A 26,579-nucleotide genomic window follows, 5' to 3' on the forward strand; every position below is an offset into this window, starting at 1 on the left:
CGGCTTTCTAGTTGACTTCCCTAATTCTATATCATGGCTAAATCCAAAGCCCCCGAAAAGCACCCCCAAGGCACCACCGATTCCGCCAGCGTTCAGCCGGTCATGAACCAGCAGTTCGACGCTCCCAAGCCGCTGCAGAAGTACGGCACCGTGTCGCAGCGCCTGCCCATCGGCCTCGACGAGAAAACCCGTCAGGAAAGCGTAACCAGCCTCAACCAGCTGCTGGCCGATACCATGACGCTGCGCGACATGTACAAGAAGCACCACTGGCAGGTAGTGGGCCCCACGTTCTACCAGCTGCACCTGCTCTACGACAAGCACTATGAGGAGCAGAGCGGGCTGGTCGATACCATTGCCGAGCGCATCCAGATTCTGGGCGGTGTGGCCGTAGCCATGGCCCACGATGTAGCCGAATTGACCACCATTCCGCGCCCACCCAAAGACCGCGAGGAGGCCCCCGTGCAGGTATCGCGCCTGCTGGAAGCGCACCAGATTATCCTTAAAAACTGCCACAAGTACGCCAAGGAGGCCGATGATGCCGGCGACGACGGCACCAATGATGTGGTCGTAAGCGACGTGATGCGCACCAACGAGCTGCAGGTGTGGTTCGTGTCGGAGCACGTAGTCGATACGCCCCTGGTACGCGCCGAGTAATTTTCGGCCGCAGTAATTTCAGAAGGCTTCTTCCCAAAGCGGGGAGAAGCCTTTTTGGTTGATATGGCTGCTGCTGGTTCGGCCAGTTGTGGGCTTCCAGACCAGCGAAAAGCGGACCTGCCCGCCGATTTTCTGCCAAACCAGCTGCCGGGTTAAGCTGCCTGACGAAAGTTTTGGGACTGAAAATGAGCAGGAATACGCGCGCCGCACTATTATCTGCGCCGAAATGCGGCCCCGCACTTGCACCCTGACTTCCGACCCACTACTTTTGTCAACGATTCGCCGCCTCAGCGAATCCGAAGGCCTCGGTCTTCGCCTAAAAAAGAGTGCTTGCCAACAACTGCGCACGTGGTGAAACTGGTAGACACGCCATCTTGAGGGGGTGGTGCCTTCGGGTGTGGGAGTTCGAATCTCCCCGCGCGCACTCTTGCAAAATCCGCTTCGGCTCTGGCCGGGGCGGATTTTTTGTTTTGCGAGCCGCCGATTGGGCTGCTGGTAAAACTTTGGCTTTCTTGGCGCGGCAACCCACGCTTCCTTCCCTTTCGCCATGCAACTGCCTTCTCTGGAACACCTCACTGCCGAGGCGGCGCGGGTGGTTCGCCGCTTTCCGCTCACGCTGCTCTGCGCTTTCGGGCTGGGCGGGGTGGGCCTGTATCTGGTGCACGTGAGCGGCTTGCGGCCCGAGACGGAAGTGCCGTGGGCTTTTGGGGCGCTGTCGGCGGCGGGGCTGGGGCTGCCGCTCACGCTGGCGCTGGCCCTCACGGCCGAGCGCTACGGCTGGCGGCCGGCCGGGCGCGCGGCGGCGCAACTGGCGGCGTTGGCGCTGCTGGGTCTCTGGTACGCGTTTTCTCCCAACGAGCCCAACTTCGTCTGGGGGTTGCGGCTGCTATTGCTGCTGCTGGCGGCACACCTGGCCGTGGCCGCCGGGCCCTACCTGGCCGCGCTGCGCGGCCCGGCCGACACGCCGGGCTTCTGGCGCTACAACGAGCGGCTGTTTCTGCGCATTCTCACGGCCGCGCTGTACTCGGGCGTGCTCTACGTGGGCTGCGCGCTGGCCCTGCTGGCCGTTGATAACCTGTTCGGCGTGAAGCTCGACGGCCGCTGGTACGGCTACCTGCTGGTGGCGCTGGCTACGGTGTTCAATACCTGGTTTTTTCTGGCCGGCGTACCCGCCGATTTCGCGGCCCTGGAGCAGCCGGCACCATATCCAAAAGGCCTGAAGGTGTTCACGCAGTTCGTGCTGCTGCCGCTGGTAGTCCTGTACTTCGCCATCCTCTACGCCTACCTGGGCCGGATTCTGCTCACCTGGACGCTGCCGCAGGGCTGGGTGTCGGTGCTGGTATTGGCGCTGGCCGTGGCCGGCATCTTCGCGCTGCTGCTCATCCATCCGCTCCGCCACGATGCCGGAAACGCCTGGATAAGCACGTTCGCCCGCTGGTTCTACCGGGCGCTGTTTCCGCTGCTGGGGCTGCTGGCCGTGGCCATCGGCACCCGCATTGCCGACTACGGTATCACCGAAGAACGCTACTTTGTGCTGCTGCTGGCGGGCTGGCTGCTGGGCATGGCCGCGTATTTTCTGCTACGCCGGGGCCAGGGCATCATCTGGATTCCGGCCTCGCTGGGGCTGCTGGCGTTGTTGGCGGCGGGCGGGCCCTGGGGCGCGTTTGCGGTGGCCGAACGAAGCCAGTTAGGCCAGCTGCGCGACCTCAGCCAACGGTTCAATCTGCTGCAAAACGGCAAGCTCGATGGGGCCGCCCGGCGGCACCCGAATCTGCCCTTTAAAGAGCAGCAGCGCCTAAGCTCCATTTTCCGGTTTTTTGCCGACCGCAACGCCTTACCCGTTCTGCAGCCCCTGTTTGCCGGCTCGCTCACGCCGCCCGATTCGGTGCGCAACCTCTCGCGCCGGCTGCAGCGCCGCTGGGGCAACAGTTGGCAGGAGCGGCCCTTCACGCTGACGGGCTACGACCGAATCTCGCCCTACGCTGTTGCCAGCGACTCAAGCAGCCCAAGCCTGCGGGTAAATTTCGGCACGGAGCGAGACGACAAAACCGGCGAGGTGTACGCCCTGGGCAACGGCCGCTACTGGCTCAACGGCATTAATATGTACGATTACAATAGAGCTGTTACCGACAATGACGTATTAGCGCGCATCACTGTGGCCCAATCCGACTCAATCCGACTGCGGACACCCCGCTACGGACAGCAGCTGGTGCTGGAGCAGCGCCGGGGCACGGGCCGCTGGCAGCCACTGCTGGCGGTTTCGCCGGGCGCGCTGGCCGATTCGTTGGCGGCCATCTACGGCCGCAACCCCGAGGACTACCGGGTCAACCTGACCACCGAGAAACTCACGCTCCGCACCACCAGCCCCACCGCCACGCTGCACCTCTACCTCACCGACCTCACCCGCGAGCAGCGGCGCGACACCGTGCGCTACACCTACCAGGCCCGCGCCTTGCTGGAAGTGAAATGAGTGAAATGGTGAGATGGTGAAATGGTGAGTTGATGTTCGCGGGGCCTGATTGCGCTACTTGCGCCAGTAGCTCCCCCGAACATCAACTCACCATTTCACCAGCTCACCATTTCACCTATTCCCACTCAATAGTCGCGGGCGGCTTCGAGCTGATGTCGTACACCACACGGTTGATGCCGCGCACCTGGTTGATGATACGGTTGCTGACTTCGGCCAGGAAATCGTAGGGCAGATGGGCCCAGTCGGCCGTCATGCCGTCGACGCTCGTTACGGCGCGTAGGGCTACTACCTGCTCGTAGGTTCGCTCGTCGCCCATTACGCCCACGCTCTGGATGGGCAGCAGCATCACGCCGGCCTGCCACACTTGGTCGTAGAGGTTGTGCTCTTTGAGGCCGTTGATGAAAATAGCATCGGCCCGCTGAAGCAAATCTACTTTGTGGGGCGTGATGTCGCCCAGAATGCGGATGCCCAGGCCGGGGCCGGGGAAGGGGTGGCGGTGCAGAATGTGGCCCGGCAGCCCCAGGGCCGCGCCCACCTCGCGCACCTCATCCTTGAACAACGCCCGCAGCGGCTCCACAATTTTGAGGTTCATCTTCTCGGGCAGGCCGCCCACGTTGTGGTGGCTTTTGATGGTCACGGCCGGCCCGTTCACCGACACCGACTCAATCACATCAGGGTAAATGGTGCCCTGAGCCAGCCAGCGGGCCCCCTGCACCTTCTGCGCCTCCTGGTCGAACACCTCGATGAAGGTGCGCCCGATGGCTTTGCGCTTCTGCTCGGGGTCGGTGAGGCCTTCGAGGGCCTGGTAGAACTCGGCGCTGGCGTCCACGCCGCGCACGTTCAGGCCCAGGTCTTTGTATGAATGCAGCACGTCCTCGAACTCATCCTTGCGCAGCAGCCCGTTGTTCACGAAAATGCCGTGCAGCCGCGCCCCAATAGCCCGGTGCAGCAGCAGCGCCGCCACTGATGAATCAACGCCGCCCGAGAGGCCCAGAATCACCTGGTCCTGCTCGCCGATGGTGCTTTGCAGCGTGGCCACCATGCTGTCCACGAAGTGCTCGGGCGTCCAGTCCTGGGCGCAGCCGCACACGTCCACCACGAAGTTGCGCATCAGCTGCTTGCCGTCGGTGGAGTGCGTTACCTCGGGGTGGAACTGGATGCCATAGGTCTGCTGGCCCTCGATTTCGTAGGCCGCCACGGCAACGTCGGGCGTACCGGCAATGGCCAGGAAACCGGCGGGCAGCTCCTTAATCGTGTCGCCGTGCGACATCCAGACCTGCGAGCCGGGCTCCAGGCCGTGCAGCAGTGGGTGGTGCTGGTTGATGTGGCTGAGGCGGGCGCGGCCATACTCGCGGATGGTGGCCGGTAGCACCTCGCCGCCCTGCTGATGGGCCAGCAGCTGGGCGCCGTAGCACACGCCCAGCACCGGCACCCGGCCCAGGTAGGCGCTCAGGTCGGGGTTGGGCGAGTCGGCGTCGCGCACCGAGCAGGGCGAGCCCGAAAGCACCACGCCCCGGATATCCTCAGTGAGGTCCGGGGCGTGCGTGAATGGGTGAATTTCGCAGTAAACATTCAGCTCCCTAATGCGCCGGGCAATGAGCTGGGTGTATTGCGAACCGAAATCGAGGATGAGAATTTGTTCAGGCATAGGCAAAAGTAGCGCCCTACTGCGAAACCCGCCGCACCGGCCCGGCCTTTTTTTCGTGGCCCGCGGCCGCCACCCGCCGGTTCAGGAGCCAGCCGCCCGCCTTGCAGTAACGCGGGCCCACGGCCCGGGCGCCCCCAAAACAGGCGCCCGCCGCCCCGCTTCCGCAAAAAAAGCCCCTGATTACCTTGCCCATAGCAGCCGGCCAGGCAAAATTCCGGCAGGGCGCGCAGAACTCCGCAAAACTGTGCCTACCTTTGCCTCGGCGAGTCAGAACGACCAGCTCCTGCTGAATTCCCCCAGGACCGGAAGGTAGCAAGGGTAGGTGGTTGAGCGGTGCGATTTTGGCTCGCTTTTTTTTGGATTACGGATTAGCGCGGATTTTTTTGGATTGCCCGGATTTTGTAGCCGGCCTTCTTCTTTGCTGCTGACCTGAGTATACAGTTTTGGTAAAAACGAAGGGGCGGCCTGTTTGGGCCGCCCCTTCGTTTTTACGTACTTTGCGCCGCCGGCCGTTGCCGGCAACGGGCACTGCACGGGCCGTAAGCTAATCGCCTACAAAATCCGTGAAATCCGTTAAAATCCGTGCTAATCTGTGATCCATGAAGTTTTTCCTCGATACCGCCAACCTCAAAGACATTCAGGAAGCCGTTGAACTGGGCGTGCTCGATGGCGTGACCACCAACCCCTCGCTGATGGCTAAAGAGGGCATTAAGGGCACCGATGCCGTGATGAGCCACTACAAGCAGATCTGCGAAATCGTGGATGGCGACGTGTCGGCCGAGGTAATTGCCACCGACTACGACGGCATCATCCGCGAGGGCGAGGCGCTGGCCGAGCTGCACCCCAACATCGTGGTGAAAGTGCCCATGATCAAGGAGGGGGTGAAAGCCATCCGCTACTTCTCCGACAAGGGCATCAAAACCAACTGCACACTCATTTTCTCGGCCGGACAGGCCCTGCTGGCCGCCAAAGCCGGCGCTACCTACGTGTCGCCCTTCGTGGGTCGCCTCGATGATATCGGCCACGATGGCCTGCAGCTGGTGCAGCAGATTGTGGATATTTTCAGCAACTACGGCTACGCCACGCAGGTGCTGGCGGCCTCGGTGCGCCACGTACCCCACCTCATTCAGTGCGCCGAGCTGGGCGCCGACGTGGTGACCTGCCCGCTCAACGTCATCACCGGCCTGCTCAACCACCCGCTCACCGACAAGGGCCTAGCCACCTTCCTGGCCGACCACCAGAAGGCGAATGCGTAATTTTTAATGTGTGAAATGTGAAAAATGTGGTGAATGTGTCGAGCAGTCATTTTCACATTTTTCACATTTTCACATTTCCCACATTAAGCTCATGTACATCATCAAAGTAAAGGGCAAGGCCAAAATTCCGGACTACATTCAGTTGCGGGACCAGGACTTCGTGCTCATTGCCTACTTCCGGGCCGACCGGCCGCTGAAGGATTTGCACCGCTACGGCCTCGAAGGCAAGGAAATTGCCCTGGCCGGCGTCATCAGCGGCCTCGAATTCGGCCGGCTGCAGAAGCTGGAAATCTAGGGTTGAGCGCAACGCCTGTCATCCTGAGCCTGCGAAGGACCCATGCAGAAGCTATACTCATCGCGAAGTGGAATGCGAAAAGCGGGCGGTTGTAGAGACGCATATTTGCGTCTCGTAATTGCTGTTCAGCCCTACCGTTCAACGATGAGACGCAAATATGCGTCTCTACATTGTTCTCGCATTTCACTTCGCGATGAGTATAGCTTCTGCATGGATCCTTCGCAAGCTCAGGATGACAGACGGGTAGCTGAGTTCCTACGTCCCTTCGTTCCTAAGTCCTTATAAATATGACCGTTATTGAGCTGCACGACGCCTACATAATGCAGGACGTGAACACGGTACTGCAGAAGGTGACGTTTGCGCTGGAAAAGGGCGAGTTTGCCTACCTGGTGGGCCGCACGGGCTCGGGCAAAAGCTCGCTGCTGAAAACGCTGTATGCCGACCTGCCGCTGCCCGCCGGCACCGGCTCGGTGGTGGGGTTCGGGCTGCCGCGCGATGCCGGGGGCAACGATAAGGTGCCGTACCTGCGCCGCAAGCTGGGCATCATTTTCCAGGATTTCCAGCTGCTCTTCGACCGCTCGGTGGCCGACAACCTGCTGTTTGTGCTCAACGCCACCGGCTGGAAAGGCAAGGCGCGCAAGCAGCAGCGCATTTCCGAGGTGCTCATGCGGGTAGGGCTGGCCAGCGTGGCCGGCAAAATGCCCCACCAGCTTTCGGGCGGCGAGCAGCAGCGCGTGGTGATTGCCCGCGCCCTGCTCAATGAGCCGCTGCTGCTGCTGGCCGACGAGCCCACCGGCAACCTCGACCCCGACGTGTCGGACAGCATCATGAAGCTGTTCGTTGAAATCAACAACGCCGGCACGGCCGTGCTCATGGCCACCCACAACTACCAACTCATCGAGCAGTATCCGCACCGGGTGCTCAAGTGCGAGCAGGGCCAGTTGATTGATTCGGCCGTGACGCCCTTTGCCCTGAGCTAGGCCCGTTCGGCCTAAAAACAGCCGCCGCTGCAACCATTCGGCCTGCCCCGGCCTCCAGGGAAAGGCGGCCGGTTTGCCGGCCCGCCGGGTTTTTCTGCCAGTTCCTACCACCGCGCCGCATGATTGGGCTTTCCGTGCTGATTCCGGTGTTCAACCACGATGTGCGGCCGCTGGTGCGTGCATTGCTGGCGCAGGTGCCCGACTGGCAGGGGCCCGTTGAAATCCGCTGCCTCGACGACGGCTCGCAGCCGGCTTTTCGGGAACTGAACCGCGAGCTGGCCGACCTGCCCGGGGTAGTGTATGCCGAGCTGGCGCACAATGTGGGGCGCGCCGCCATCCGCAACCAGCTGGCCGCCAGCGCCCGATACGGCTGGCTGCTGCTACTCGACAACGACAGCCGCCTGCCCGACAATCGATTTCTGGCCCGCTACCGCGCCGGCTGCCATCGGGCGCCGGTGCTGGCCGGCGGCACCGCCTACGAAAGCAGCCCCCCCGCCGACAATGCCCTGCACCTGCGCTGGCTGTACGGCTGTCGGCGTGAAGCCCGCCCGGCTGCCGTGCGCCAGCGCGCCCCGCATGGTCAGCTCACGCTCAACAATCTGCTCATTCAGGCCGATGTTTTCCGGGCGCTGGGCCTCGACGAAAGCCTCACCCGCTACGGCCACGAAGACACCAAATTCGGCTGGCTGCTGCGCCGCGCCGGCACCGCCGTGCAGCACCTCGACAACCCCGTGCTGCACGATGGGCTGGAGCCGGCCCCGGTATTTCTGCGCAAAACCCACGATGCCGTGCGCAACCTCGTGCAGCTCTACCGCGCCGAGGGCCTGGGGGCCGATACCCGCCTGCTACGGGCCGCGCTCCGCCTGCAGCGCTGGGGCCTGAGCGAAGCCGTGCGCACCACGTTTCGCCTGCGTCAGCGGCAGGTGCGGCGCAACCTACTCTCCACCCGCCCCAGTCTGCGCCAACTCGATGCCCTCAAGCTATACTGGCTGCTGAGCGAGCTGCGGTAGCATACCAACCGGCTCAAACTCTCTGGGGGAAGGGGGATGTAGGCTGCGGGTTGCCTACAAAAAGCGCCGGCCCTTCCAAGGAAGAGCCGGCGCTTTAAGCTTAATTATGGGCAATAAGTGAGTTAGTCGTTGTCAGTATTTTTGACTTCCGACTTCACTTCCTTATAAGCTCCTTTTACGGCGCCACCTACTTTCTTGCCCACGTTGGCGGCGCCTTTGCCGATATCTTTACCGACTTCGGCGGCGCCTTCACCGACCTTTTTACCGGCTTTGCCAACATCTTTGCCGGCCTGTTCTACGTCCTGCACGGTGTTGTCGGCGGCGCGGCCCACAGCCGAGCGCTCGTCGCGGGTGTCGTTGGCCACGTCCTTGGCTTCGCCGGTTACGGCGTCAACGGCCTGGCCGCCGCGGATGCCGGCTTTGTCGGCCGATTTGAAGGCGGCGTACTTCAGCTTTTCCTTCTGGATTTCAGCCAGATCTTTGGCCGGAATGTCGCCTTTCACTTTGTCGTAGGCCTCATCGAGGGCGCGCCACTCCGAGTTGATGTTGCGCCAGTCGTCGATGTCGTAGTTGTTCTCGTTGCGCTTCACCTCGTTTACGAAGTCTTCGTACGTCTGGCGGGCGTTGGCGGCGGTTACGCGGCTGGCGGGCGAGCTGGGCTTATAGTATTGGCCCAGCTTCATTTCGCCCGATGAAGCCATGCCCGAGCGGTTGTTCCAGGCGGCCTCGCGCTTGTCGTAGGCCGTGGTGTAGCGGTTGCGGAGCTGCTCAATTTCTCCGCGGCGGGTGTCGTCGTACTGGTCGGCATACTTATCGACGGCGGCCACTTTGCTGTCGAAATCGGCCTTCATCTGGGCCGTGGCCCGGTTGTAGTCGTCTTCGGTTTCGTTGGCCGCCATGTCGGCCCTGGTTTCGGTGTCCGAAACGAAGGTCTGAAAATCGTTGTAGGCCTGGTCCTTGTCGGCGGCCATTTCAGTCTGCTGGGCGTTGTTGCAGCTGGTTTGCGTGAACAGGCCGCCCGTCAGCAGCAGGGCCGACAGCACGGGGATGGTGAGGGTTTTGCGAAGCATAGTCGTTGGTTTTAAAGGAGAAAGGGAATTGCCGGAGAGAGCAAAACAGGGCCGGAGCCCTGGCAGGTTAACGCAATAATCCGGCGTGCGGTTACGACCGGCCCGTTGGCCCGGCGCGGTGGCCGCGGGCATTTCGCGGCCGTTTTCCGGCGGCTTATCTTTGCGTTTCTGCTGGCTTTTTTCGTTTTGCCCGTGCCCGTTTCGCCCCTGCCCGCCGCGCCGCCGGCGCCTATTCAGCTGCTCGATTTAGCTGCTCAGCATGCCCCGCTCGAAGCCGAGTTAGCCGCCGCCGCCGCCGCCTGTCTGCATGAGGCTGCCTTCATTCAGGGGCCAGCCGTGGGGCAGTTTGCGCAGGAGCTGGGCCACTATCTCGGCGGTCCGCACGTGGTGCCCTGCGCCAACGGCACCGATGCGCTCCAGCTGGCGCTGATGAGCCTGAACCTGCCGGCCGGCGCCGAGGTAATTGTGCCGGCTTTCACCTACGTAGCTACGCTGGAGGCCGCCGCTGTGCTGGGCCTGCGCCCCGTGCCGGCCGATGTGCGGCCCGATACCTTCAACCTCGACCCGGCAGCCGTGGCCGCCGCCCTCACGCCCCGCACCGGCGCCATCGTGGCCGTGCACCTGTTCGGGCAGTGCGCCGATTTGCAGGCCCTGCGCCAGTTGGCCAACCAGCACGGCGTGGCCCTCATCGAGGACAATGCCCAGGCCATCGGGGCCACGTTTCAGCCCGCAACCGGCCCGGCGTGGGTAGCGGGCACGGTGGGGGAGGTGGGCACTACCTCGTTCTTCCCCAGCAAAAACCTGGGCGGTTTCGGCGACGGGGGCGCCCTGTTCACCCGCGACGCCAACCGGGCCGAGTATCTGCGCCAGCTGGCCAACCACGGCCAGAGCCGCAAGTACCACCACCGGCACGTGGGCCTCAACTCCCGCCTCGATACGCTGCAGGCGGCCCTGCTGCGCGTGAAGCTGCCCCACCTACCCGCCTGGACGGCCGCCCGCCAGCGCGTGGCCGCCCGCTACGACGCGCTGCTCGCCGACTTGCCGGGTCTTGCGGAGCCGGCCCGCGAGGCGCGCAGCACCCACGTTTTTCACCAGTACACGCTTACCGTGGCCGACGAGCCCGGCCGCCGCGACGCGTTGCAAGCGTTTCTGGCGGCGCGCGGTGTGCCCACGGCCGTGTACTACCCGCTGCCCAACCATCTGCAGCCCGCCTACGGGTACCTGGGCTACCGGGCGGGGCAGTTTCCGGTGGCCGAACGCCTGTGCCGTACGGTGCTTTCGCTGCCCATCCATCCCACGCTTACCGATGAGCAGGTGGCGTACGTGGCGGCGCAGGTGCGGGCGGGGGTGGTGAATCCCGGCTAGCAGCTTGTCCCAGATTCCCATTTGGCTCCGATAATTCCGCTCGCTCTTTGTCTTCCTCCCGCGTATGCGTCCTTCGATTCTGATTGCTTAGCTCCAGTTCCATACTCACCACTTCCATTACTCAATCCGCGTCGGGTGGGGCGTTGGGGGCCAGTTGAACGCGTTTCAGCTCTTCGCGCCAGGTGCGCCAGTCGGGCATAAACTGGTCCATGAGGCCCCAGAAACGGGCGTTGTGCAGGCGCTCGTGCAGGTGAGTCAGCTCGTGTACCAGTACGTATTCGAGGCAGGGGAGGGGGCGCTTGATGAGCTCCAGGTTCAGCCAGATGCGGGCCGCCCCGATGTTGCAGGTGCCCCAGCGGGTGCGCATCTGCCGGATGCCCCAGGCCGCGGCCGGGCGGCCCACCACCGGCTCCCATTTGGCCAGCAGCTCCGGCATCCGCTGCCGCAGCTGCTGGCGGTACCAGGCCGTGAGCACGGCCTCGCGTTGGGCGGCGGTGCTACCGGCGGGCGCGTAGAGGTGCAGCTGCCGGGTGTCGGGCTGCAGTTCCACGCGGGGGCGGGCGGCGGTGCGTAGTTCGAGTAGGTAGGCCTGGCCCAGGAAGGGCACCGTTTCGCCCGTTTCGTAGCGCGGCGTTGGAACGGGCTCGCGCGCCGCAAACCGCTGCTGATGCTGCTCAATCCAGCTCCGGCGGGCCTGCACAAAGGCCTCGATGGCCGCCGGGGGCGTGTGCAGCGGCACCGCCACCCGAATGCGACCCCCGGCGTACACCGTCAGGCGCAGGCTGCGCATGCGCTGGCGCACGAGGTCAATTTCAAGGCCGGCAATTTTCATGTTTGAGAGCTTCAGGCCGCAAGCTACGCGCTGCACTTCTTTCGGCTGTGCCTGTCATCCTGAGCGTGCGAAGGACCTATACAGAAGGTAGTATCAGACTTTACCTTTTGTATAGGTCCTTCGCACGCTCAGGATGACAGGTGGGCTTGTTGCCTGAAGCTTGTAGCTTGCGGCCTGAAGCTTGTCGCTCCATGATGGATGTTCGTTTTGTTATCTGCGGCGTGGGCCACATCGGCCGCCGCCACGCCGCGCTGGTAGCAGCCCACGCCGGGGCCGAGCTGGTGGCGCTGGTTGATATCCGGCCCGAGCTGGCCCCGGCGCTGGCCGCCGATTTTCCCGGCGTCCCGTTCTTTGCCAGCCTCGACGATTACCTCAGCCACGGTCCCGCCGCCGACGTGCTGACGGTGGCCACGCCCAACGGCCTGCACGCCAGTCAGGCCATCCGGGGCCTGCGGGCGGGCCTGCATGTGGTGGTCGAAAAGCCGCTAGCCCTGCATAAGTCCGACGCCGAAGACATCGTGCACACGGCCCTGCAAACCGGCCGCTTCGTGTTCGGGGTGATGCAGAACCGCTACTCGCCGCCCGCCGCCTGGCTGAAGCAGGTGGTGGACGAGGGCCGGCTGGGCCGCGTGTTTCTGGTGCAGCTCAACTGCTTCTGGAACCGCGACGAACGGTACTACACGCCCGGCAGCTGGCACGGCACCCGCGCCGCCGACGGCGGCACGCTCTTCACGCAGTTCAGCCACTTCATCGACCTGCTCTACTGGGTGTTCGGCGACTTCACCAACCTCGCGGCCCGCTTCCGCGACTTCACCCACGAGCACCTCACCGAATTTGAAGACTCGGGCCTGGTTACGTTCGACCTCGTGCGCGGCGGCAGCGGTACGCTGCAGTACAGCACCGCCGTCTGGGACCGGAACCTGGAAAGCTCCCTGACGGTGGTAGCCGAGCGCGGCAGCCTGCGCCTGGGCGGCCAGTACATGGACAAAGTGGAGTACTGCCACCTCCAGAACTACGAGCTGCCCCAGCTGCCGCCCACCAACCCCGCCAACCAGTACGGCCCCTACCAGGGCTCGGCTGCCAACCACGTCCACGTCATCGACAACGTGGTAGAAACCATCCGGCAGCGCGGCGTAGCCACCACCAACGCGCTGGAAGGCCTGAAAGTAGTGGAGATGATTGAGCGGATTTACGCGCTGCGGTAAGCCGCATTTATGTCGCCCGAATCCTATATTCACTGCCGATGCCCGACCCCTACACCCAGCAAGCCCAAGCCGACCTGCGCGATTGGCAGCGGCAGATGCAGCAGAAACCTACACTGCTGGGCCGCTTCACGCGCCACGTGCAGGTCCGCCTGAATGCCCTGCTGCCCGAAAAGCTGCACCGCGTCCTCACGGCCACCATCCAGAAAATGGTGGAGGGCGTGCTGTTCGGCTCACAGCACACCACCCGCCAGCCAGTGACCGAGGGTACGTTGGCCGAGCGCGAGGCGCGGGTGCGGGCGCGCATCCGCAACTACCGCACCGCCGCCACCGTGGAGGGGGGCGCTACCGGGGCCGCCGGCTTCCTGCTGGGCCTCGCCGATTTCCCGCTGCTGCTCGGCATCAAGCTCAAGCTGCTCTTCGATATTGCCGCCCTCTACGGCCACGATGTGCGCCAGCTTTCCGAGCGGCTCTACCTGCTGCACATCTTCCAGCTGGCCTTCAGCAGCCAGCACACCCGTCGCGAAACCTACCAGCAGCTGGCAGCCTGGCCCGCCACTGAGGCCACGGCCACCGCCGAAACCTTCGACTGGCGCACCTTCCAGCAGGAGTACCGCGACTACATCGACCTGGCTAAAATGGCGCAGCTGCTGCCCGTGGTGGGGGCGGCTGTGGGCGCGGTGGCCAACTACCGCCTGCTGGCCCAGCTCGGCGAAACGGCCATGATGGCCTACCGCCTGCGCTGGTTTGCCCAGGCCCCCGAGCTGCCACCGACGGCCCCACCCGCCGCGTTGCCCGGGTAGTTGTGGTTGGCCAGAGAAGAAATTACTGCGCCCCGCCGGTCACCGGCGGGGCGCTCTTTTGGTGCATATCGGACTGAGAGGCAATAACGTGATTGGGGCTTGACGCTGCTGCTTACAACTGGCCGATGGGGCCGACGGGGACCACGAAGCCGGAGTGGGCGGGCAGCCGTTGCCGGGGCAGCAATCCGGATTTACCTTTGCCCCATCAATTCCTTCTTTCCCCGGAGGATTGTTTTTATAAAGAGGCGCTGAGAGACAGGCTCGATGAAGCGTCGGCAACCACCCGCAACCGCGGGCAAGGTGCCAATTCCTGACCATATAAAAACAAGTTGCCGTGCGCTTTTCGCCCCCTTCTGCTGCCCCCATTGCTGTTGACGCCGTTTCGCTGCGCCCCTTGGGTCCGGCCCGGCGGTGTTGTTGCGCGGGTTGTTGGGGATAAGTAGCCGGCGGGCCGGCCGGAGCCGGCTCCTATTGTCCATTTCTCTTCGTTGGTAGTCGCGCCGCTGGCTGAGCCGGGCGCCAAACTGCCGCCTCCATTTCTCCCTCGTCGGGCCACGCTGCTGCCGGCCGACGACTCTTGCCACTATGCTTAAAAAATCACTGGAGCTGCTTCAGCAGGAAGCGGCCGAAACGGGCAGCAACACGCTCAAGCGCAGCCTCAACGGGTTCAATCTCATCACCATCGGCGTCGGCGTCATTATCGGGGCCGGGCTGTTTTCGCTCACCGGCATTGCCGCCGCCAATAACGCCGGGCCGGCCGTTACGCTCTCGTTTGTGGTGGCGGCCGTCGGGTGCGCGTTTTCGGCGTTGTGCTACGCCGAATTTGCCTCGCTGGTGCCCGTGTCGGGCTCGGCCTACACCTACGCCTACGCCACCATGGGCGAGCTGTTTGCCTGGATTATCGGCTGGGACCTGATTCTGGAATACTCGGTGGGTGCGGCCACGGTGGCCATCAGCTGGTCGCAGTACCTGCTCAAATTCCTGAGCAAATACGGCCTGCACCTGCCCCCGCAGCTGGTGATGTCGCCGTTTGAAACGGCCACGCTGGCCAATGGGAGCGAGGTGCACGGGCTGGTGAACGTGCCGGCCATGCTCATCGTGCTGGCCATCACGCTCATTATCATCCGCGGCACGGCCGGTTCGGCGTGGTTCAACGGGCTGGTGGTCACGCTCAAAGTGTCGGTGGTGCTGGTGTTTATTGCGCTGGGCTGGCAGTACATCGACCCCGCCAACTACCACCCCTACATTCCGGCCAACACCGGCACGTTCGGCGAGTTCGGCTGGAGCGGGGTGCTGCGCGGGGCAGGCGTCATTTTCTTCGTGTTCATCGGCTTCGATATTGTGGCCACCATGGCCCAGGAAACCAAGAACCCGCAGCGCAACCTGCCCGCCGGCATTCTCGGTTCGCTGGCGGTCTGCACCGTGCTGTTCGTGCTCTTCGGCTACGTAATGACGGGCCTGGCCAACTACACCGAGTTCAAAGACAGCGCCGCGCCGGTAGCCATTGCCATCGAAAAAACGCCCTACGGCTGGCTTTCGGGCGCCGTGATTCTGGCCATTATCATCGGCTACACTTCCGTTATTCTGGTGGATTTGCTGGGCCAGAGCCGGGTGTTTTTCAGCATGGCCAAGGATGGGCTGTTGCCGCCGGTGTTTGCCCGCATCAACGAGCGGTTCCGTACGCCGCTGCAGTCCAGCCTGCTGCTGGGGCTGTTCATTGCCCTGTTCGCAGGGTTCGTGCCCATCTCGGTAGTGGGCGAAATGACGAGCATCGGCACGCTGCTGGCCTTCGTGATGGTGTGCGCCGGCGTGCTCATCATGCGCAAGCGCGAGCCCGATGCGCCCCGGGCCTTCCGCACGCCCTGGGTGCCGCTGGTGCCCATCCTGGGCATTTTGACTTGCCTGGTGATGATGGTGTCGTTGCCCTGGGAAACCTGGCTGCGGCTGGCCGGCTGGCTGGCCATCGGGCTGGCTATCTACTACGGCTATGGCCGCAAGCACAGCAAGCTGGGCCAGCAGGCCCGGGCCGCCGAGGCCGCGCAGCAAGCGGTATAGAAGCAGCCTGGCCGCCTGAATCAATCCTTCATCTGTAAGCAAAAAAGGCCCCAACGAGTATCGTTGGGGCCTTTTTTCGGGCTGATAAGGCGGCTTAGATTAGCCTTTATTCTGGCGCTTCGCCTGATGCTTGGCCATTTTTTCGGCGCGCATCTGCGCGTACTTCGTGTACTGCTCGGCACTCAGGATTTGCTTGAGCTGGGCGTCGTACTGCGCCTTCTGGCCCTTCATGGCCTGATGACGCGCCTTTTTATCGGCGGGTACCATAGCGGCCGGCTGGTTTTTGCGGGCCTGGTGCTCCTGCATACGAGTCAGGTGCAGCTGCCGGACCTGCTGGCTTTGGGCGGCCGAGAGGTTGAGGCTTTTGGTGAGCTTCTGGGCGGCCCGGTCGGCGCGCTGCTCGGGGGTGAGGTTTTGCTTGTGGCCCTGCTTGTGCATTTGGCGATGCTGGCCGGGAGCGGCTTTCACCGGGGTGGTCTGGGCCGAAGCGGCGGCCGAAATAGAGCAGGCGGCGAGGAGAACGAGGAGCTTTTTCATGGCGTTCTATAGGGAAAGTACTGTTTGCGAAATCAGGGCCCCACCGTTGTCCGGACTAGCGGCGGGCTTCTGGTGGGGTGTTTGCAACTCCGGTGCCAGTTTTCGCCCATGCAGGCCAAAATACCCTACTTGAAAAATTTAAATTTCCTCATTAAACCTACCTTGTACTTTTCTGTCGTCTGCTGTAAAAATTTTATTATCAGGTCTATAAGTTTTGAACACCGTACTTGGTACTGGGTCGGGCCGCTATTCTACCACCAGCAGATTGCGGCGGCGGATGTAGGCCTCCCGGTCCTGCCAGCGCACCCGGTACCACAGGTCCTGGCGGCCCAGCACCTCAAACCGGTCGCCGGCAGCGGCCGTGGTCAGCCAGGCCGAGCCGGCGCCGGGACCGGCCATGAGCGGGGCGCGGGGCCGGGCCACCAGCCCCACCCGGCCGGGGGCCAGCACGTTCAGCACCAGCCCCACGCTCAGCAGGTAGGTGCCGTACACGGCCCACCAGGCCCGGTCGGCGGTGCGGCGGCGCACCAGCAGGGCGGCTCCGGCCAGCACGGCCAGCACCAGCAGGGCCTGCAGCAGCCGGTAGTAGTAGCGTTGCAGCGCGATAAACAGGTTTTGCCGCCAGGTATCGGGGTAGCCCGTGAGGCGGTGCTGCTGCGCTACGGCCACCATTTTTTGCCACGTACCGTAGCGCGGCTCCAGGCTCTGCGACACGCTCAGGTAGTAGAGCGCGGCCGGGTAGTGGCCCAGTGCCTCCTGGGTGTAGGCCATGCGCAGCGCCTGCCGGCCCGATTGTACGCCGTCGTGGTCGCGGGCCTGCCGATACCAGGGGTAGGCCGCCGCCACCTGCCCGGCCGCGTACAGCGAATCGGCCTTCTGAAGCGCCGGACTAACTTTTTGGGCCTTAATCGGTTGGCCGAAAGTCAGGAGGAGCAGGAAAAAAAGGGGGGCTTTTTTGAACAAAACAGTTGCACAGTTAACTCCGGAACTCTACTTTTGTGCCACAATCAGCCACAACGGGCCGGTTGCCAGCACAAAGAAACTGATTCTGTAGCTCAGCTGGTAGAGCAATACACTTTTAATGTATGGGTCCTGGGTTCGAATCCCAGCGGGATCACCAAAACCCTTCCTACGCTTCGTAGGGAGGGTTTTTTCTTTTACCCCCGCAAGGCGGCAACCGACCGGCGGCAGCGGCCTGCCCCGACCTTTTCCCGCCTTATCTTTGTTAACCACCCGCTGACTCCTACATCAGCGAAATCACGATTAATCAGCGCAAATCAGCGATTAATGATTGTTTGCATTGCCGAAAAGCCCAGCGTGGCCCGCGAAATTGCCCACGTGCTCGGGGCCGACCGCCGCATGGATGGCTACTACGAGGGCAACGGCTACCAGGTAACCTGGACGTTCGGCCACTTTTGCCAGCTGCGCGAGCCCGAGGACTACCGCCCCGAGTGGAAGCGCTGGAGCATCCACGATTTGCCGATGGTGCCCGAGCAGTTCGGCATCAAGCTCATGCTGCGTGATGATGGCGTAGTGCGCCAGTTTGCTGTAATCAAGCGGCTGCTGGCCGCCGCCGATGAGGTGGTAAACTGCGGCGACGCGGGCCAGGAAGGGGAAGTAATTCAGCGCTGGGTGCTGATGGAAGCCAAGTACCGCAAGCCCACCAAGCGCCTCTGGATTTCCTCGCTCACCGAAGAGGCCATCCGCCAGGGGTTCCAGAACCTGCGCGAGGGCTCCGAGTTCGACTCGCTTTACCAGGCCGGCAAAAGCCGGGCGGTGGGCGACTGGCTGCTGGGGCTGAACGCCACCCGGCTGTTCACGCTCAAATACGCGCCCGGCCAGCGGCAGGTGCTCAGCATCGGGCGGGTGCAAACGCCCACGCTGGCCCTGCTGGTCGACCGTTTCCACGAAATCCGGAACTTCAAACCCGAGCCCTACTGGGTGCTGCGAGCCGAATACCGGAGCACTATGTTCAGCCACGTGGCCGTGGTGAAGCCGGGCAAGGACGACGACGAGCCCGACGAAAAAGCCCGCCTCAAGGCCCGCGGCTACTTCGTGACCCAGCAGGAGGCCGACGCCGCGCTGGCGCAGGTAACCGGCCAGCCGCTGACGGTGCGCGACGTTATCATCAAAAAGGGTTTGGAGAGCCCGCCCGCGCTATTCGACCTGACCTCGTTGCAGGTGCAGTGCAACAACCAGCTGGGCCTCTCGGCCGAGGACACGCTTAAAACGGTGCAGGGCCTCTACGAGAAGAAAGTGGTGAGTTACCCGCGCGTCGACACCACCTTTCTGCCCGACGACCAGTACCCCAAAATTGCGGGCATCCTGCGCGGGCTGGGCGGCTACGCGGCCCTCACGGCCCCGCTGCTGGCGGCCAAAATTCGCAAGAGCGCTAAGGTCTTCAACAACAACAAGGTCACCGACCACCACGCCATTATCCCGACCGGGGCCAGCGCGGGCGGCCTGGGCGGCAACGAGCAGCGGGTGTACGACATCATCGTGCGCCGCTTCCTGGCCGCCTTTTACCCCGATTGCGAAGTGTCGAACACCACGGTAACGGCCGACGTGGCCGGGCTCACGTTCCGCGTCCGGGGCCGGCAGATTCTCAGCCCCGGCTGGCGCGAGGTGTACGGCGACCCGGAGAAGCAGACGGTGGCCAACGAACGGCGCAGCAGTAGCAGCAGCGACGATGACGACGTGGTGGGCACCGTGCTGCCGGCCTTCGTGAAGGACGAATCCGGCCCGCACCAGCCCCGCCTCGACGCCAAGCAAACCCAGGCCCCGCGCGACTACACCGAGGCCATGCTGCTGCGGGGCATGGAAACGGCCGGCCGCAACGTCGACGACGACGAGCTGCGGCTGGCCATGAAGGAAAATGGCATCGGCCGCCCGAGTACCCGCGCCGCTATCATCGAAACGCTGTTCAAGCGCGGCTACATCATCCGCGACAAAAAGAAAATCGTGCCCACGCCCACCGGCGTCGAGCTGATTGGCCTTATCCGCAACCCCACGCTGAAATCGGCCGAGCTGACGGGGCAGTGGGAAAAGAAGCTGCGCCAGATTGAGGGCGGCGAGCTAAACCAGGAGCAGTTTCTGGGCGAACTAAAGCAGCTGGTGCGCGAAATGGTGCAGGAAGTAAAGCAGGACGGCTCCGGTCGGGCCATCAGCACGGTGGCTCCGCCGTCGGGTACCGCCCCGGCGGCCGGCAAAGCAACGGCCTCTACGCCCAAAGCGGCCGCCACGCCAGCTGTGCCCGGAGCGCTGGGGCCCTGCCCGGTTTGCGGCAGCGGCCACGTGCTGCGGGGCAAGTCGGCGTTTGGCTGTTCGCGCTGGAAAGAAGGCTGCCAGTTCCGGCTGCCAACCGAGTTTGAGGGCAAGAAAATCACCGACAAACAGGCCGGCGACCTGCTCAAAAAGGGCCGCACCCAGGTAATGAAAGGCTTTCTGGACGACAGCGGCCACAAGTTCGACGCGGCCATCCTGCTCACGCCCGCCCGCACGCTGGAGCTGGCCCGCGCCGCCGAAAGCAAGCCCACCACCGCCACCGACCCCGGCCAGATACCCTGCCCCGTCTGCCGGCTGGGCCAGATGCTGCGCGGCAGTAGCGCCTGGGGCTGCTCCCGCTTCCGCGAAGACTGCCAGTTCCGGGTGCCCTTCGCCTGGGGCGGCAAAACCCTCACCGACGCCCAAATGAACCAGCTGCTGCGCAAGGGCAAAACCGGCGTCATCCGCGGTTTTATCTCCAGCAAAACCGGTAAGAACTACGAAGCCGTGCTGCAAATCGGAGCTGAGGGGCGGATTGAACCAGTGTTTGGGCAGGGATAAGGCTGGAACAAACAGAACGTCATGCAGAGCGCAGCGAAGCATCTCGCGTACTGACGTCAAAAATTTGCATCGCAACATCAGCACGCGAGATGCTTCGCTACGCTCTGCATGACGTTCTGTTACTCTACTCAGTATGCCTCCTCACCTCGGTAAAACCCTGTTCCTGATCGGTCTGGGCCTGATGCTGCTCGGGGGGCTGCTGTGGCTGGGTGACGGCGCAGGGTGGCTGAGCTGGTTCGGGCGGCTGCCCGGCGACGTGCGGGTGGAGCGACCGGGCTTGCGGCTCTATGTGCCCTGGGTATCGATGCTGCTAATTAGCGCCGTGCTGAGCTTACTGCTGGCGCTGTGGCGGCGGCTGGGCGGGTAGCTACAGAGGGCAAAGTGCGGCACAACCACAGGTCGGCTCGCCTAAATGCAAATCTGAGCAGAGAAGAACCAAATTATATACATCTGTTTTTGGATTTTAAACAGAGCAGTAGAAATTGCTTATATCCAATATAATACTTTGCCTATTAGTGATTTGTAATCTTAACTGACATTTATAAAAGTTTCGGTGGGACTTTATGCGGATGATGCTCCTGCATCGGCTTATTGGATTTGCGGGGGGCGACAGTAATTTGCCGCTGTCTTTTCCCCTCCCAATTCTAGTAACCCTATATGGTTAGAACCCTTACCCCCTGGAAGCTTACGGGCTGCCTGGCTGCTACCCTATTGTTTAGTGCCTGCGAAAAGCCTGAGCTGGAAGCCCCCCAACCCGCTGATGTAGTGGCGGCCGCCGATGGTAAAAGCAACGATGACGACGATGACGACGATGACGACGACATCAACTGGAATCAGCTGATTGCCAATTTCGTGCAGGCCGGCGGCGGTACCACGGTCGAGAATTTCGGACCCTTCGGCATGATTCAGCCCGCCACCAACCTGATGGGCAGCGCTCTGACGGAGCACATGGTAGGCAAGGAGGTGTTTTCGCGCACGTTCGACATTCATCTGGTAGCCCCGCTCTGGAACAATGTGCGCTGCGAAAGCTGCCACGTGGGCGGCGGCCGTGCAGGTGCGCCCAAAGTGAATGCGGTAACCGGCGTCCTGACTCCGCAGCTGCTGTTTCGCGTGAGCCTGCCCGGCGTGGGCCCCAACGGCGGCCCGCGCCCCGTACCCGGCTTCGGCGACCAGATTCAGCCCCTGAAACTGGTGCCCGGCGTAGATGCCCAGGACGATGTGCGCGGCGCCAGCGCCGAGGGCAACGTGGTGGTAACCTACGCCGAGCAAGCCGGCCGCTTCAAGGATGGCGGCGCGTACTCGTTGCGCGTGCCTACCTACCGCTTCGTGAAAACCACCCAGGATTTGCCCGCGGGCACGCTCATCTCGCCGCGCACCGGCAGCCAGATTACCGGCCTGGGCCTGCTCGAAGCCGTTCCCGAATCCACTATTCTGGGTTTTGCGGAAGATAATGACGACGATGGCATTTCGGGCCGGCCCAACCGGGTGTGGGATGCCGAGCTGGGCCGCACGCGCCTGGGCCGGTTCGGCTGGAAGGCCAACCAGCCCAGCCTGCGCCAGCAGAACGCCGGCGCCGCCAGCGGCGACATGGGCCTGACGTCGCCCGTATTCCCCATCGAAAACGACGGAACTCCCGGAATCGGGCTGCCCGAAGTAAGCGAGCAGGAGCTTTCGGCCCTCACCGTATTCACCCAGACGCTGGGCGTGCCGGCCCTGCGCAACAGTACCAGCCAGCAGGTATTGCAGGGCGGCGCGCTGTTCGTGAAGGCCAAGTGCAACAGCTGCCACGTAATGCAGATGCGCACCGGCACCCTCCCCGGCCGCCCCGAAGTGTCGAACCAGCTCATCACGCCCTTCACCGACCTGTTGCTCCACGACATGGGCGACGGCCTGGCCGACAACCGGCCCGACTTCCTGGCCACCGGCCGCGAGTGGCGCACCGCCCCGCTCTGGGGCCTGGGCCTGCAGCAAATCGTGAACGGCCACACCAACCTGCTCCACGACGGCCGCGCCCGCAACGTAATGGAGGCCATTATGTGGCACGATGGCGAGGCCAAAAAGTCGCGCGACAAGGTGAAAGAGATGAAGGCCTCGGAGCGCGACGCGCTGGTGGCTTTCCTGAATTCGCTCTAGCGGAGAACCGGGCTGGCCCCGGGCCAACCGTTTTGCCAGCAGACATAGTTTCTCTTCCTGAAATGGCCGGACGTAGTTGTCCGGCCTTTTTTTTTCCTTCGGGCCATGGTAGCCGGGGTGAGCCAGGAGGGGAGTTGCTGGGGTGTAAGGCGTAAAAATTGACAGGAGTGGTAGCGTGTCCGCCAAGGTTTGCGTAGAAATAGTTCGGGTAAACTGCCCACAGCGCGTACCTTGACACACCGCGCCTCCTTCTTTCCCCTTCCTTCGTTATGCCGAAAATTGTTTCTCCCCAGGTCGAGTTTGCCCACCTGCTGGCCCAGACCAAAGCCGCCGCGCCTGAAATCTTCACGTCCGACGGCCGCGGCTTTCTCAACCTGCTCGAAGGCCGCTGGCAGGCCCCGGGCATGCCCCGCGACTTCGTCTCACCCATCGACGGCAGCGTAATCGGCCAGTTGCCCATGCTCGACGAGGCCACGGCCCGGCGCGCCGTGCAGGCGGCCAAGGCCGAAGCCGCCGCCTGGGCCGCCACCGACCTGGACGAGCGCAAACGCCGGGTGCAGGACTGCCTGAGCCAGCTGCTGCCCCACGTCGAGCTGGTGGGCAAGCTGCTGATGTGGGAAATCGGCAAAACCTATAAGCTCGGCTTCACCGACATCGACCGCGCCATCGATGGGGTGCAGTGGTACGTGGATAACATCGAAAGCATGCTGGGCCGGCGCACGCCGCTGGGGCTGGTCAGCAACATTGCCTCCTGGAACTACCCCATGTCGGTGCTGCTGCACGCCGTGCTGGTGCAGGCGCTGTGCGGCAACTCGGTCATTGCCAAAACGCCCACCGACGGCGGCTTTATCTCGCTGAGCCTGACCTTTGCCATTGCCCGCCGCTGCGGCCTGCCCGTGACGCTGGTCAGCGGCTCGGGCGGCGAGCTGAGCGACGTGCTGGTGCGAAATGCGGCCGTGGACTGCCTCAGCTTCGTGGGCGGGCGCTACAACGGCCGCAACATCGCCGACGCGCTGGCCCAGCACGACAAGCGCTACATGCTGGAGATGGAGGGCGTCAACACCTACGGCATCTGGGACTACTCCGACTGGCCCGCGCTGGCCCAGCAGCTCCAGAAGGGCTACGACTACGGCAAGCAGCGCTGCACGGCCTACGTGCGCTTCGTGGTGGAGCGGCGCCTGTTTCCGCAGTTTCTGGAAACGTACTGGCACACGGTGCGGGCGCTGCAAGTGGGCAATCCCACGCTGGTCGAGGCGCCCGGCGAGGCGCTGCCCGAGCTGGCGTTCGGCCCCGTCATCAACGCCGCCCAGGCCCAGGACCTGGACCGGCTGTACCAGGACGCGCTCAAAACCGGCGCCACGCCCATCTACGAGGGCCAGCTCGACGACAGCCTGTTTCTGCCGGGTCAGGACCGCTCAGCCTACCGGGCGCCGCGGGCGCTGGTGAACCTGCCGCGCCAGAGCGAGCTGTACTTCAAGGAGCCCTTCGGCCCCATCGACAGCATCGTGCTGGTGGACCGGGTGGAGGAGCTGGTGGGCGAGATGAACATCAGCAACGGGGCGCTGGTGGCCGCCATTGCCTCCGATGATGACAAGCTGGCGGCCCGCACGGCCAAAGAGGTGCGCGCCTTCAAAGTGGGCCTCAACCAGCTCCGTTCGCGCGGCGACCGGGCCGAAGTGTTCGGGGGGCTGGGCGAGTCGTGGAAGGGCGCTTTCGTGGGCGGGGCGCTGCTGGTCGAGGCCGTTACGCAGGGCGACAAGCTCATCCTGGGCAACTTTGAGGACGCCATCCGCCTGCCCGAGCATATTTAGCAGCCGGCGCTATCAGCCTTGCTGCGGGAGGCTATTGGCTGGTGTCAAAAGTAAAAACCCCACCTGAAGCCGCAGGCTCTGGGTGGGGTTTTAGCTGCTGGTAGCTTCAACAATCAGCTGTAGTTTTTAGACAATCAGGCCCGGATTTGTAAGTGCTCCATCTTTTTGCCCAGAAATTTTTTGCTGCCGACCGACTCGAAGCGCAGTTTCAGGTAGAGCCTTTTGGCGCCTGGGTTTTCTTCGTCCACGAGCAGGCCTATTGTCTGGTGGCGTTTGTGCACGTACTCAGCAAGCACGAATTGTAGCAGTTGGGTGCCAATTCCGTTTCCCTGCTGAGACGGATCAACTCCCAGGGAGTCGATGTAGTATTCGCCTGCTTGGGTTTCCTGCTCGGGGGTAAAGTGCTGGTTGCGGCGGGCTCTTATATAGTCAAGCACTGATTGCCTCAGGGCGAGCAACCGGGCGCCGTCATACAGGTTGAGGGCCGCCACTACCCGCGTGTCAACTTCGGCAACCCAGCAATTCTGATACGAATACTGGTTGTGCTCCTGGGCAGTGAAATGCGTTAAAAAGGCCTCGCCTTTTTCCGGACTGGCCTCGCCAATGAATTCGTAGACAATATCTTCCATTGCCAGAAATAAGCAGTGGGCAATTTCTTTGGCGTCATCTGAGGTGGCTTTTCTTATAGTTGTCATAGCTTATGTTTTTGCTGCTGGCGGAGAAATTCAGGCAGCTAATGTATTGAACTCTGTAACATAGCCTTCCGGCGACATTATGTCAGCCCGCAACGCGAAGCCCCGCCCGAAGCTCGATGCTTTAGGCGGGGCTTTGCGTTGCAGGTTACGGACTCGTTTAAACGGCGGCGGAGGCCGTCGGCCGATGCTGGCGTTTACACGTTGTTGTGTGTAGATAGTTCTTTGTCAATTTTGCTTTTCAGCTCTTTTGCCTCTTCTACCAATTCTTGCTCAAACTTCTCCTTTTGTTTTTTTCTTGGAAGTTCATTGTAGTACAGCAACATTCCATTGTCTTCATAGTCCTGTAATTCCCTGTACCAAGTGAACATCTTCTCAATACCTAATTCTTTCCCTACATACTTTTTTTCTGAAAGCCTAAGTTCCTGCATCCAGTCAACTTGCTCGTAAATTTCATTGTCAATCAAATACATTAATTCAAAGGCTCTTTCAGGGAGAGAAATCATCTGACCTAAATAATAGCTTAACAATATTTTGGCCGATTTTAATTTATCGGGCAGCGTTATTCCCAACTCTTGCAGGCTTAATTCAAAATACCTTATGTAATCATGAGAATTATCCTTGTTTGACATGCCAACTAGAATCCATAGTGATTCAGTATCATGTCCCTGATTTATTGCTGTGATGGCAATTTCAGGGAAACTCCTACTTGTGAGGTTTCCCAGAACATAACCAGCTAATTTCTCCTGAAGATTCATAATTATATTTACACACAACGTTTTACGGCTTGCAGCAGGTGGGGAAATAGAATTCCTTCCGCCCGGAACCGTTGCCAAATTTATAATAAAAAGTTCATGGTTTATTCTGCGGCTCAATAGAGATTTTCTGCCGGAACTACCGTTCAATAATGTTACAAAAGCTCATTGTTATTCCTTCAGCCCCACTTGCTGCAAACCGATGTTGCACGCTGCCTTGGTCTGTCACTCCAAAATATTTTGAATATCTACTTACTCTCCCCACAAATGATAAACTGCCATTTCGCTTTTGTCTTGGTTTAATAATATAAATCCATTTTCTTCAATTGAATTGTCTGTGCCTGGTTCAATTGTTACCCAACCTGTTTTGAATTTATAAAGTTTTACTTGTCCGCCAAACCATCTTGGAAAATCTTTTAAACGCTCGTCATTCAATAAAGTGTCTGAAAAACCAATGTTTGTTAATGGAAATATCTTTTCGTTATCATAAATCCATTTGTTTGTTTGTTCATTAGAAAATCCGGAACTATCAACAAGTGTCCATCCGTTTTTAGTTGCGAAATCAAGAATGTTTTTTGTGTCGAAGGTTAACGGCTTTTGGGACTTCCAATAAACAGCTCTGTGGCCGCCGTAAGGACCTTGGTCACTAATATTGTTTACAAGAAAATTTGTCTCGTAGTTTTCCCAAAAACCTGTAGGTATAGACTTGTTGCAAGAAATGAAAGAAAGTGTGCAAATAAGTGTCAGTAAAATAAAAGGTCTTGATGTCATTATAATTCGTCAAACTGTTTGCTCAAAATGGAAAGTTATGTCAATTGGTAGCGTGCAACATTCCTATTGGCGAAACTGGCGACGGTGGTCTGGTTTCGCTTATATCTACTTAACCCGCTAGTGAGTTTCGCTTATATAGCGGTTTCGTGAACATCTAGCCCATCTTTACGCTTGTGCGACGTGATAGCCGCAGTGGTTGAACCACCCGAGCGCATCAGCGCTGGTAATCCAGTTGACGGCCTCTTGCAGCGCGTCGATTAACGCCTCGCGGGTGCGGGCCTGTGCCGCCCGTAGCTTGGTTTTGAGCTTGCTCCAAGCCTGCTCGACGGGGGTGAAGTCGGGCGAGTAGGGCGGCAGAAACAGCAGTTCCACGCCCCGCCCGGCTAGCCACTGTTTTACCCCACTAAGTTTATGG

General features: G+C 61.7%; 23 protein-coding genes, 2 tRNA genes, 1 other RNA gene and 1 riboswitch. Of the genes, 17 read left to right on the top strand and 9 right to left on the bottom strand.

What is annotated here, in order from left to right:
- Positions 1-33: 33 nt before the first annotated feature.
- The 3 genes from H145_RS0114765 to H145_RS21470 all read left to right on the top strand — a co-directional run bounded on the left by H145_RS0114765 (position 34) and on the right by H145_RS21470 (position 3,124).
- The gene (locus H145_RS0114765; protein WP_019948938.1) at positions 34-654 is read left to right on the top strand and encodes a Dps family protein; all 621 of its coding nucleotides are present in this window, start codon (positions 34-36) and stop codon (positions 652-654) included.
- 342 nt (positions 655-996) lie between these two features.
- Positions 997-1,078, top strand: a tRNA-Leu gene (locus H145_RS0114770).
- A 123-nt stretch (positions 1,079-1,201) separates the two neighbouring features.
- Positions 1,202-3,124, top strand: coding sequence for a DUF4153 domain-containing protein (locus H145_RS21470; protein WP_019948939.1), 1,923 nt, complete (start codon positions 1,202-1,204; stop codon positions 3,122-3,124).
- Positions 3,125-3,239: 115 nt separating this feature from the next.
- On the opposite strand, the gene guaA is transcribed toward H145_RS21470, so the two are convergent.
- Entirely contained in the window at positions 3,240-4,772 is a 1,533-nt protein-coding gene (gene guaA, locus H145_RS0114780) for a glutamine-hydrolyzing GMP synthase (protein ID WP_019948940.1), read from the bottom strand.
- Positions 4,773-5,031: 259 nt separating this feature from the next.
- On the opposite strand from guaA, the gene ffs reads away from it, so the two are divergent.
- The 5 genes from ffs to H145_RS0114805 all read left to right on the top strand — a co-directional run bounded on the left by ffs (position 5,032) and on the right by H145_RS0114805 (position 8,313).
- An RNA gene (gene ffs / locus H145_RS23410) (signal recognition particle sRNA small type) lies at positions 5,032-5,128 on the top strand.
- Positions 5,129-5,371: 243 nt separating this feature from the next.
- Complete coding sequence (fsa, locus tag H145_RS0114790; protein WP_019948942.1) at positions 5,372-6,028, top strand: fructose-6-phosphate aldolase; 657 nt, start codon at positions 5,372-5,374, stop codon at positions 6,026-6,028.
- A 91-nt stretch (positions 6,029-6,119) separates the two neighbouring features.
- The gene (locus H145_RS0114795) at positions 6,120-6,323 is read left to right on the top strand and encodes a hypothetical protein (RefSeq protein WP_019948943.1); all 204 of its coding nucleotides are present in this window, start codon (positions 6,120-6,122) and stop codon (positions 6,321-6,323) included.
- Positions 6,324-6,610: 287 nt separating this feature from the next.
- Positions 6,611-7,303: a cell division ATP-binding protein FtsE gene (locus H145_RS0114800; RefSeq protein WP_019948944.1), complete on the top strand. Its 693-nt coding sequence runs from the start codon at positions 6,611-6,613 to the stop codon at positions 7,301-7,303.
- A 119-nt stretch (positions 7,304-7,422) separates the two neighbouring features.
- On the top strand, positions 7,423-8,313 hold the full coding sequence (locus H145_RS0114805; RefSeq protein WP_019948945.1) for a glycosyltransferase family 2 protein: 891 nt from the start codon (positions 7,423-7,425) through the stop codon (positions 8,311-8,313).
- 122 nt (positions 8,314-8,435) lie between these two features.
- Here H145_RS0114805 and H145_RS0114810 read toward each other — a convergent pair whose 3' ends face one another.
- Positions 8,436-9,383 carry a DUF6565 domain-containing protein gene (locus H145_RS0114810; RefSeq protein ID WP_019948946.1) on the bottom strand — a complete coding sequence of 316 codons (948 nt, stop codon included), beginning with the start codon at positions 9,381-9,383 and terminating at the stop codon, positions 8,436-8,438.
- Positions 9,384-9,575: 192 nt separating this feature from the next.
- Between H145_RS0114810 and H145_RS0114815 the strand changes: the two genes are divergently transcribed.
- Positions 9,576-10,748: a DegT/DnrJ/EryC1/StrS family aminotransferase gene (locus tag H145_RS0114815; RefSeq protein ID WP_240471708.1), complete on the top strand. Its 1,173-nt coding sequence runs from the start codon at positions 9,576-9,578 to the stop codon at positions 10,746-10,748.
- 121 nt (positions 10,749-10,869) lie between these two features.
- On the opposite strand, the gene H145_RS0114820 is transcribed toward H145_RS0114815, so the two are convergent.
- Positions 10,870-11,580: a M48 family metallopeptidase gene (locus H145_RS0114820; protein WP_019948948.1), complete on the bottom strand. Its 711-nt coding sequence runs from the start codon at positions 11,578-11,580 to the stop codon at positions 10,870-10,872.
- Between the two features lie 191 nt (positions 11,581-11,771).
- Here H145_RS0114820 and H145_RS0114825 point away from each other — a divergent pair, with 191 nt between their 5' ends.
- The 3 genes from H145_RS0114825 to H145_RS21475 all read left to right on the top strand — a co-directional run bounded on the left by H145_RS0114825 (position 11,772) and on the right by H145_RS21475 (position 15,640).
- The gene (locus tag H145_RS0114825) at positions 11,772-12,785 is read left to right on the top strand and encodes a Gfo/Idh/MocA family protein (protein ID WP_205619323.1); all 1,014 of its coding nucleotides are present in this window, start codon (positions 11,772-11,774) and stop codon (positions 12,783-12,785) included.
- 38 nt (positions 12,786-12,823) lie between these two features.
- Positions 12,824-13,585 (top strand): EcsC family protein, encoded by a 762-nt coding sequence (locus H145_RS0114830; protein WP_019948950.1) that lies wholly within the window; start codon positions 12,824-12,826, stop codon positions 13,583-13,585.
- Positions 13,586-13,817: 232 nt separating this feature from the next.
- A riboswitch (SAM riboswitch) is annotated at positions 13,818-13,910 on the top strand.
- Positions 13,911-14,170: 260 nt separating this feature from the next.
- A complete protein-coding gene (locus H145_RS21475) occupies positions 14,171-15,640 on the top strand; it encodes an amino acid permease (protein ID WP_019948952.1) in 1,470 nt (489 codons plus the stop codon).
- A gap of 99 nt (positions 15,641-15,739) precedes the next feature.
- Here the strand turns inward: H145_RS21475 and H145_RS0114845 are convergent, their stop codons facing one another.
- Together H145_RS0114845 and H145_RS0114850 are read right to left on the bottom strand one after the other, a co-directional pair.
- Positions 15,740-16,177, bottom strand: a complete 438-nt coding sequence (locus H145_RS0114845) for a DUF4890 domain-containing protein (protein WP_019948953.1) — start codon at positions 16,175-16,177, stop codon at positions 15,740-15,742.
- A 246-nt stretch (positions 16,178-16,423) separates the two neighbouring features.
- Positions 16,424-17,140: an SH3 domain-containing protein gene (locus tag H145_RS0114850; protein WP_019948954.1), complete on the bottom strand. Its 717-nt coding sequence runs from the start codon at positions 17,138-17,140 to the stop codon at positions 16,424-16,426.
- An 81-nt stretch (positions 17,141-17,221) separates the two neighbouring features.
- Here H145_RS0114850 and H145_RS0114855 point away from each other — a divergent pair.
- The 5 genes from H145_RS0114855 (at position 17,222) to H145_RS0114875 (ending at position 23,946) form a co-directional block, all read left to right on the top strand.
- A tRNA-Lys gene (locus tag H145_RS0114855) sits at positions 17,222-17,297 on the top strand.
- Positions 17,298-17,464: 167 nt separating this feature from the next.
- On the top strand, positions 17,465-20,002 hold the full coding sequence (locus H145_RS0114860) for a type IA DNA topoisomerase (protein WP_019948955.1): 2,538 nt from the start codon (positions 17,465-17,467) through the stop codon (positions 20,000-20,002).
- 133 nt (positions 20,003-20,135) lie between these two features.
- Positions 20,136-20,369: a DUF2905 domain-containing protein gene (locus H145_RS0114865; RefSeq protein ID WP_019948956.1), complete on the top strand. Its 234-nt coding sequence runs from the start codon at positions 20,136-20,138 to the stop codon at positions 20,367-20,369.
- Positions 20,370-20,659: 290 nt separating this feature from the next.
- The gene (locus tag H145_RS21480; protein ID WP_083937801.1) at positions 20,660-22,135 is read left to right on the top strand and encodes a di-heme oxidoreductase family protein; all 1,476 of its coding nucleotides are present in this window, start codon (positions 20,660-20,662) and stop codon (positions 22,133-22,135) included.
- Between the two features lie 269 nt (positions 22,136-22,404).
- Positions 22,405-23,946, top strand: a complete 1,542-nt coding sequence (locus tag H145_RS0114875; protein ID WP_019948958.1) for an aldehyde dehydrogenase family protein — start codon at positions 22,405-22,407, stop codon at positions 23,944-23,946.
- A 134-nt stretch (positions 23,947-24,080) separates the two neighbouring features.
- Here the strand turns inward: H145_RS0114875 and H145_RS0114880 are convergent, their stop codons facing one another.
- The 4 genes from H145_RS0114880 to H145_RS0114890 form a co-directional block, all read right to left on the bottom strand.
- On the bottom strand, positions 24,081-24,575 hold the full coding sequence (locus tag H145_RS0114880) for a GNAT family N-acetyltransferase (RefSeq protein ID WP_240471709.1): 495 nt from the start codon (positions 24,573-24,575) through the stop codon (positions 24,081-24,083).
- Positions 24,576-24,835: 260 nt separating this feature from the next.
- Complete coding sequence (locus tag H145_RS21485) at positions 24,836-25,474, bottom strand: hypothetical protein (protein WP_157541616.1); 639 nt, start codon at positions 25,472-25,474, stop codon at positions 24,836-24,838.
- A 171-nt stretch (positions 25,475-25,645) separates the two neighbouring features.
- Entirely contained in the window at positions 25,646-26,164 is a 519-nt protein-coding gene (locus H145_RS24200; RefSeq protein ID WP_157541618.1) for a hypothetical protein, read from the bottom strand.
- A gap of 165 nt (positions 26,165-26,329) precedes the next feature.
- Positions 26,330-26,579, bottom strand: a 250-nt coding sequence (locus tag H145_RS0114890; RefSeq protein ID WP_019948535.1) for a transposase, incomplete at its 5' end; no start/stop codon positions are given.

It is taken from the genome of Hymenobacter aerophilus DSM 13606 (genome assembly GCF_000382225.1).
Lineage (GTDB): Bacteria > Bacteroidota > Bacteroidia > Cytophagales > Hymenobacteraceae > Hymenobacter > Hymenobacter aerophilus.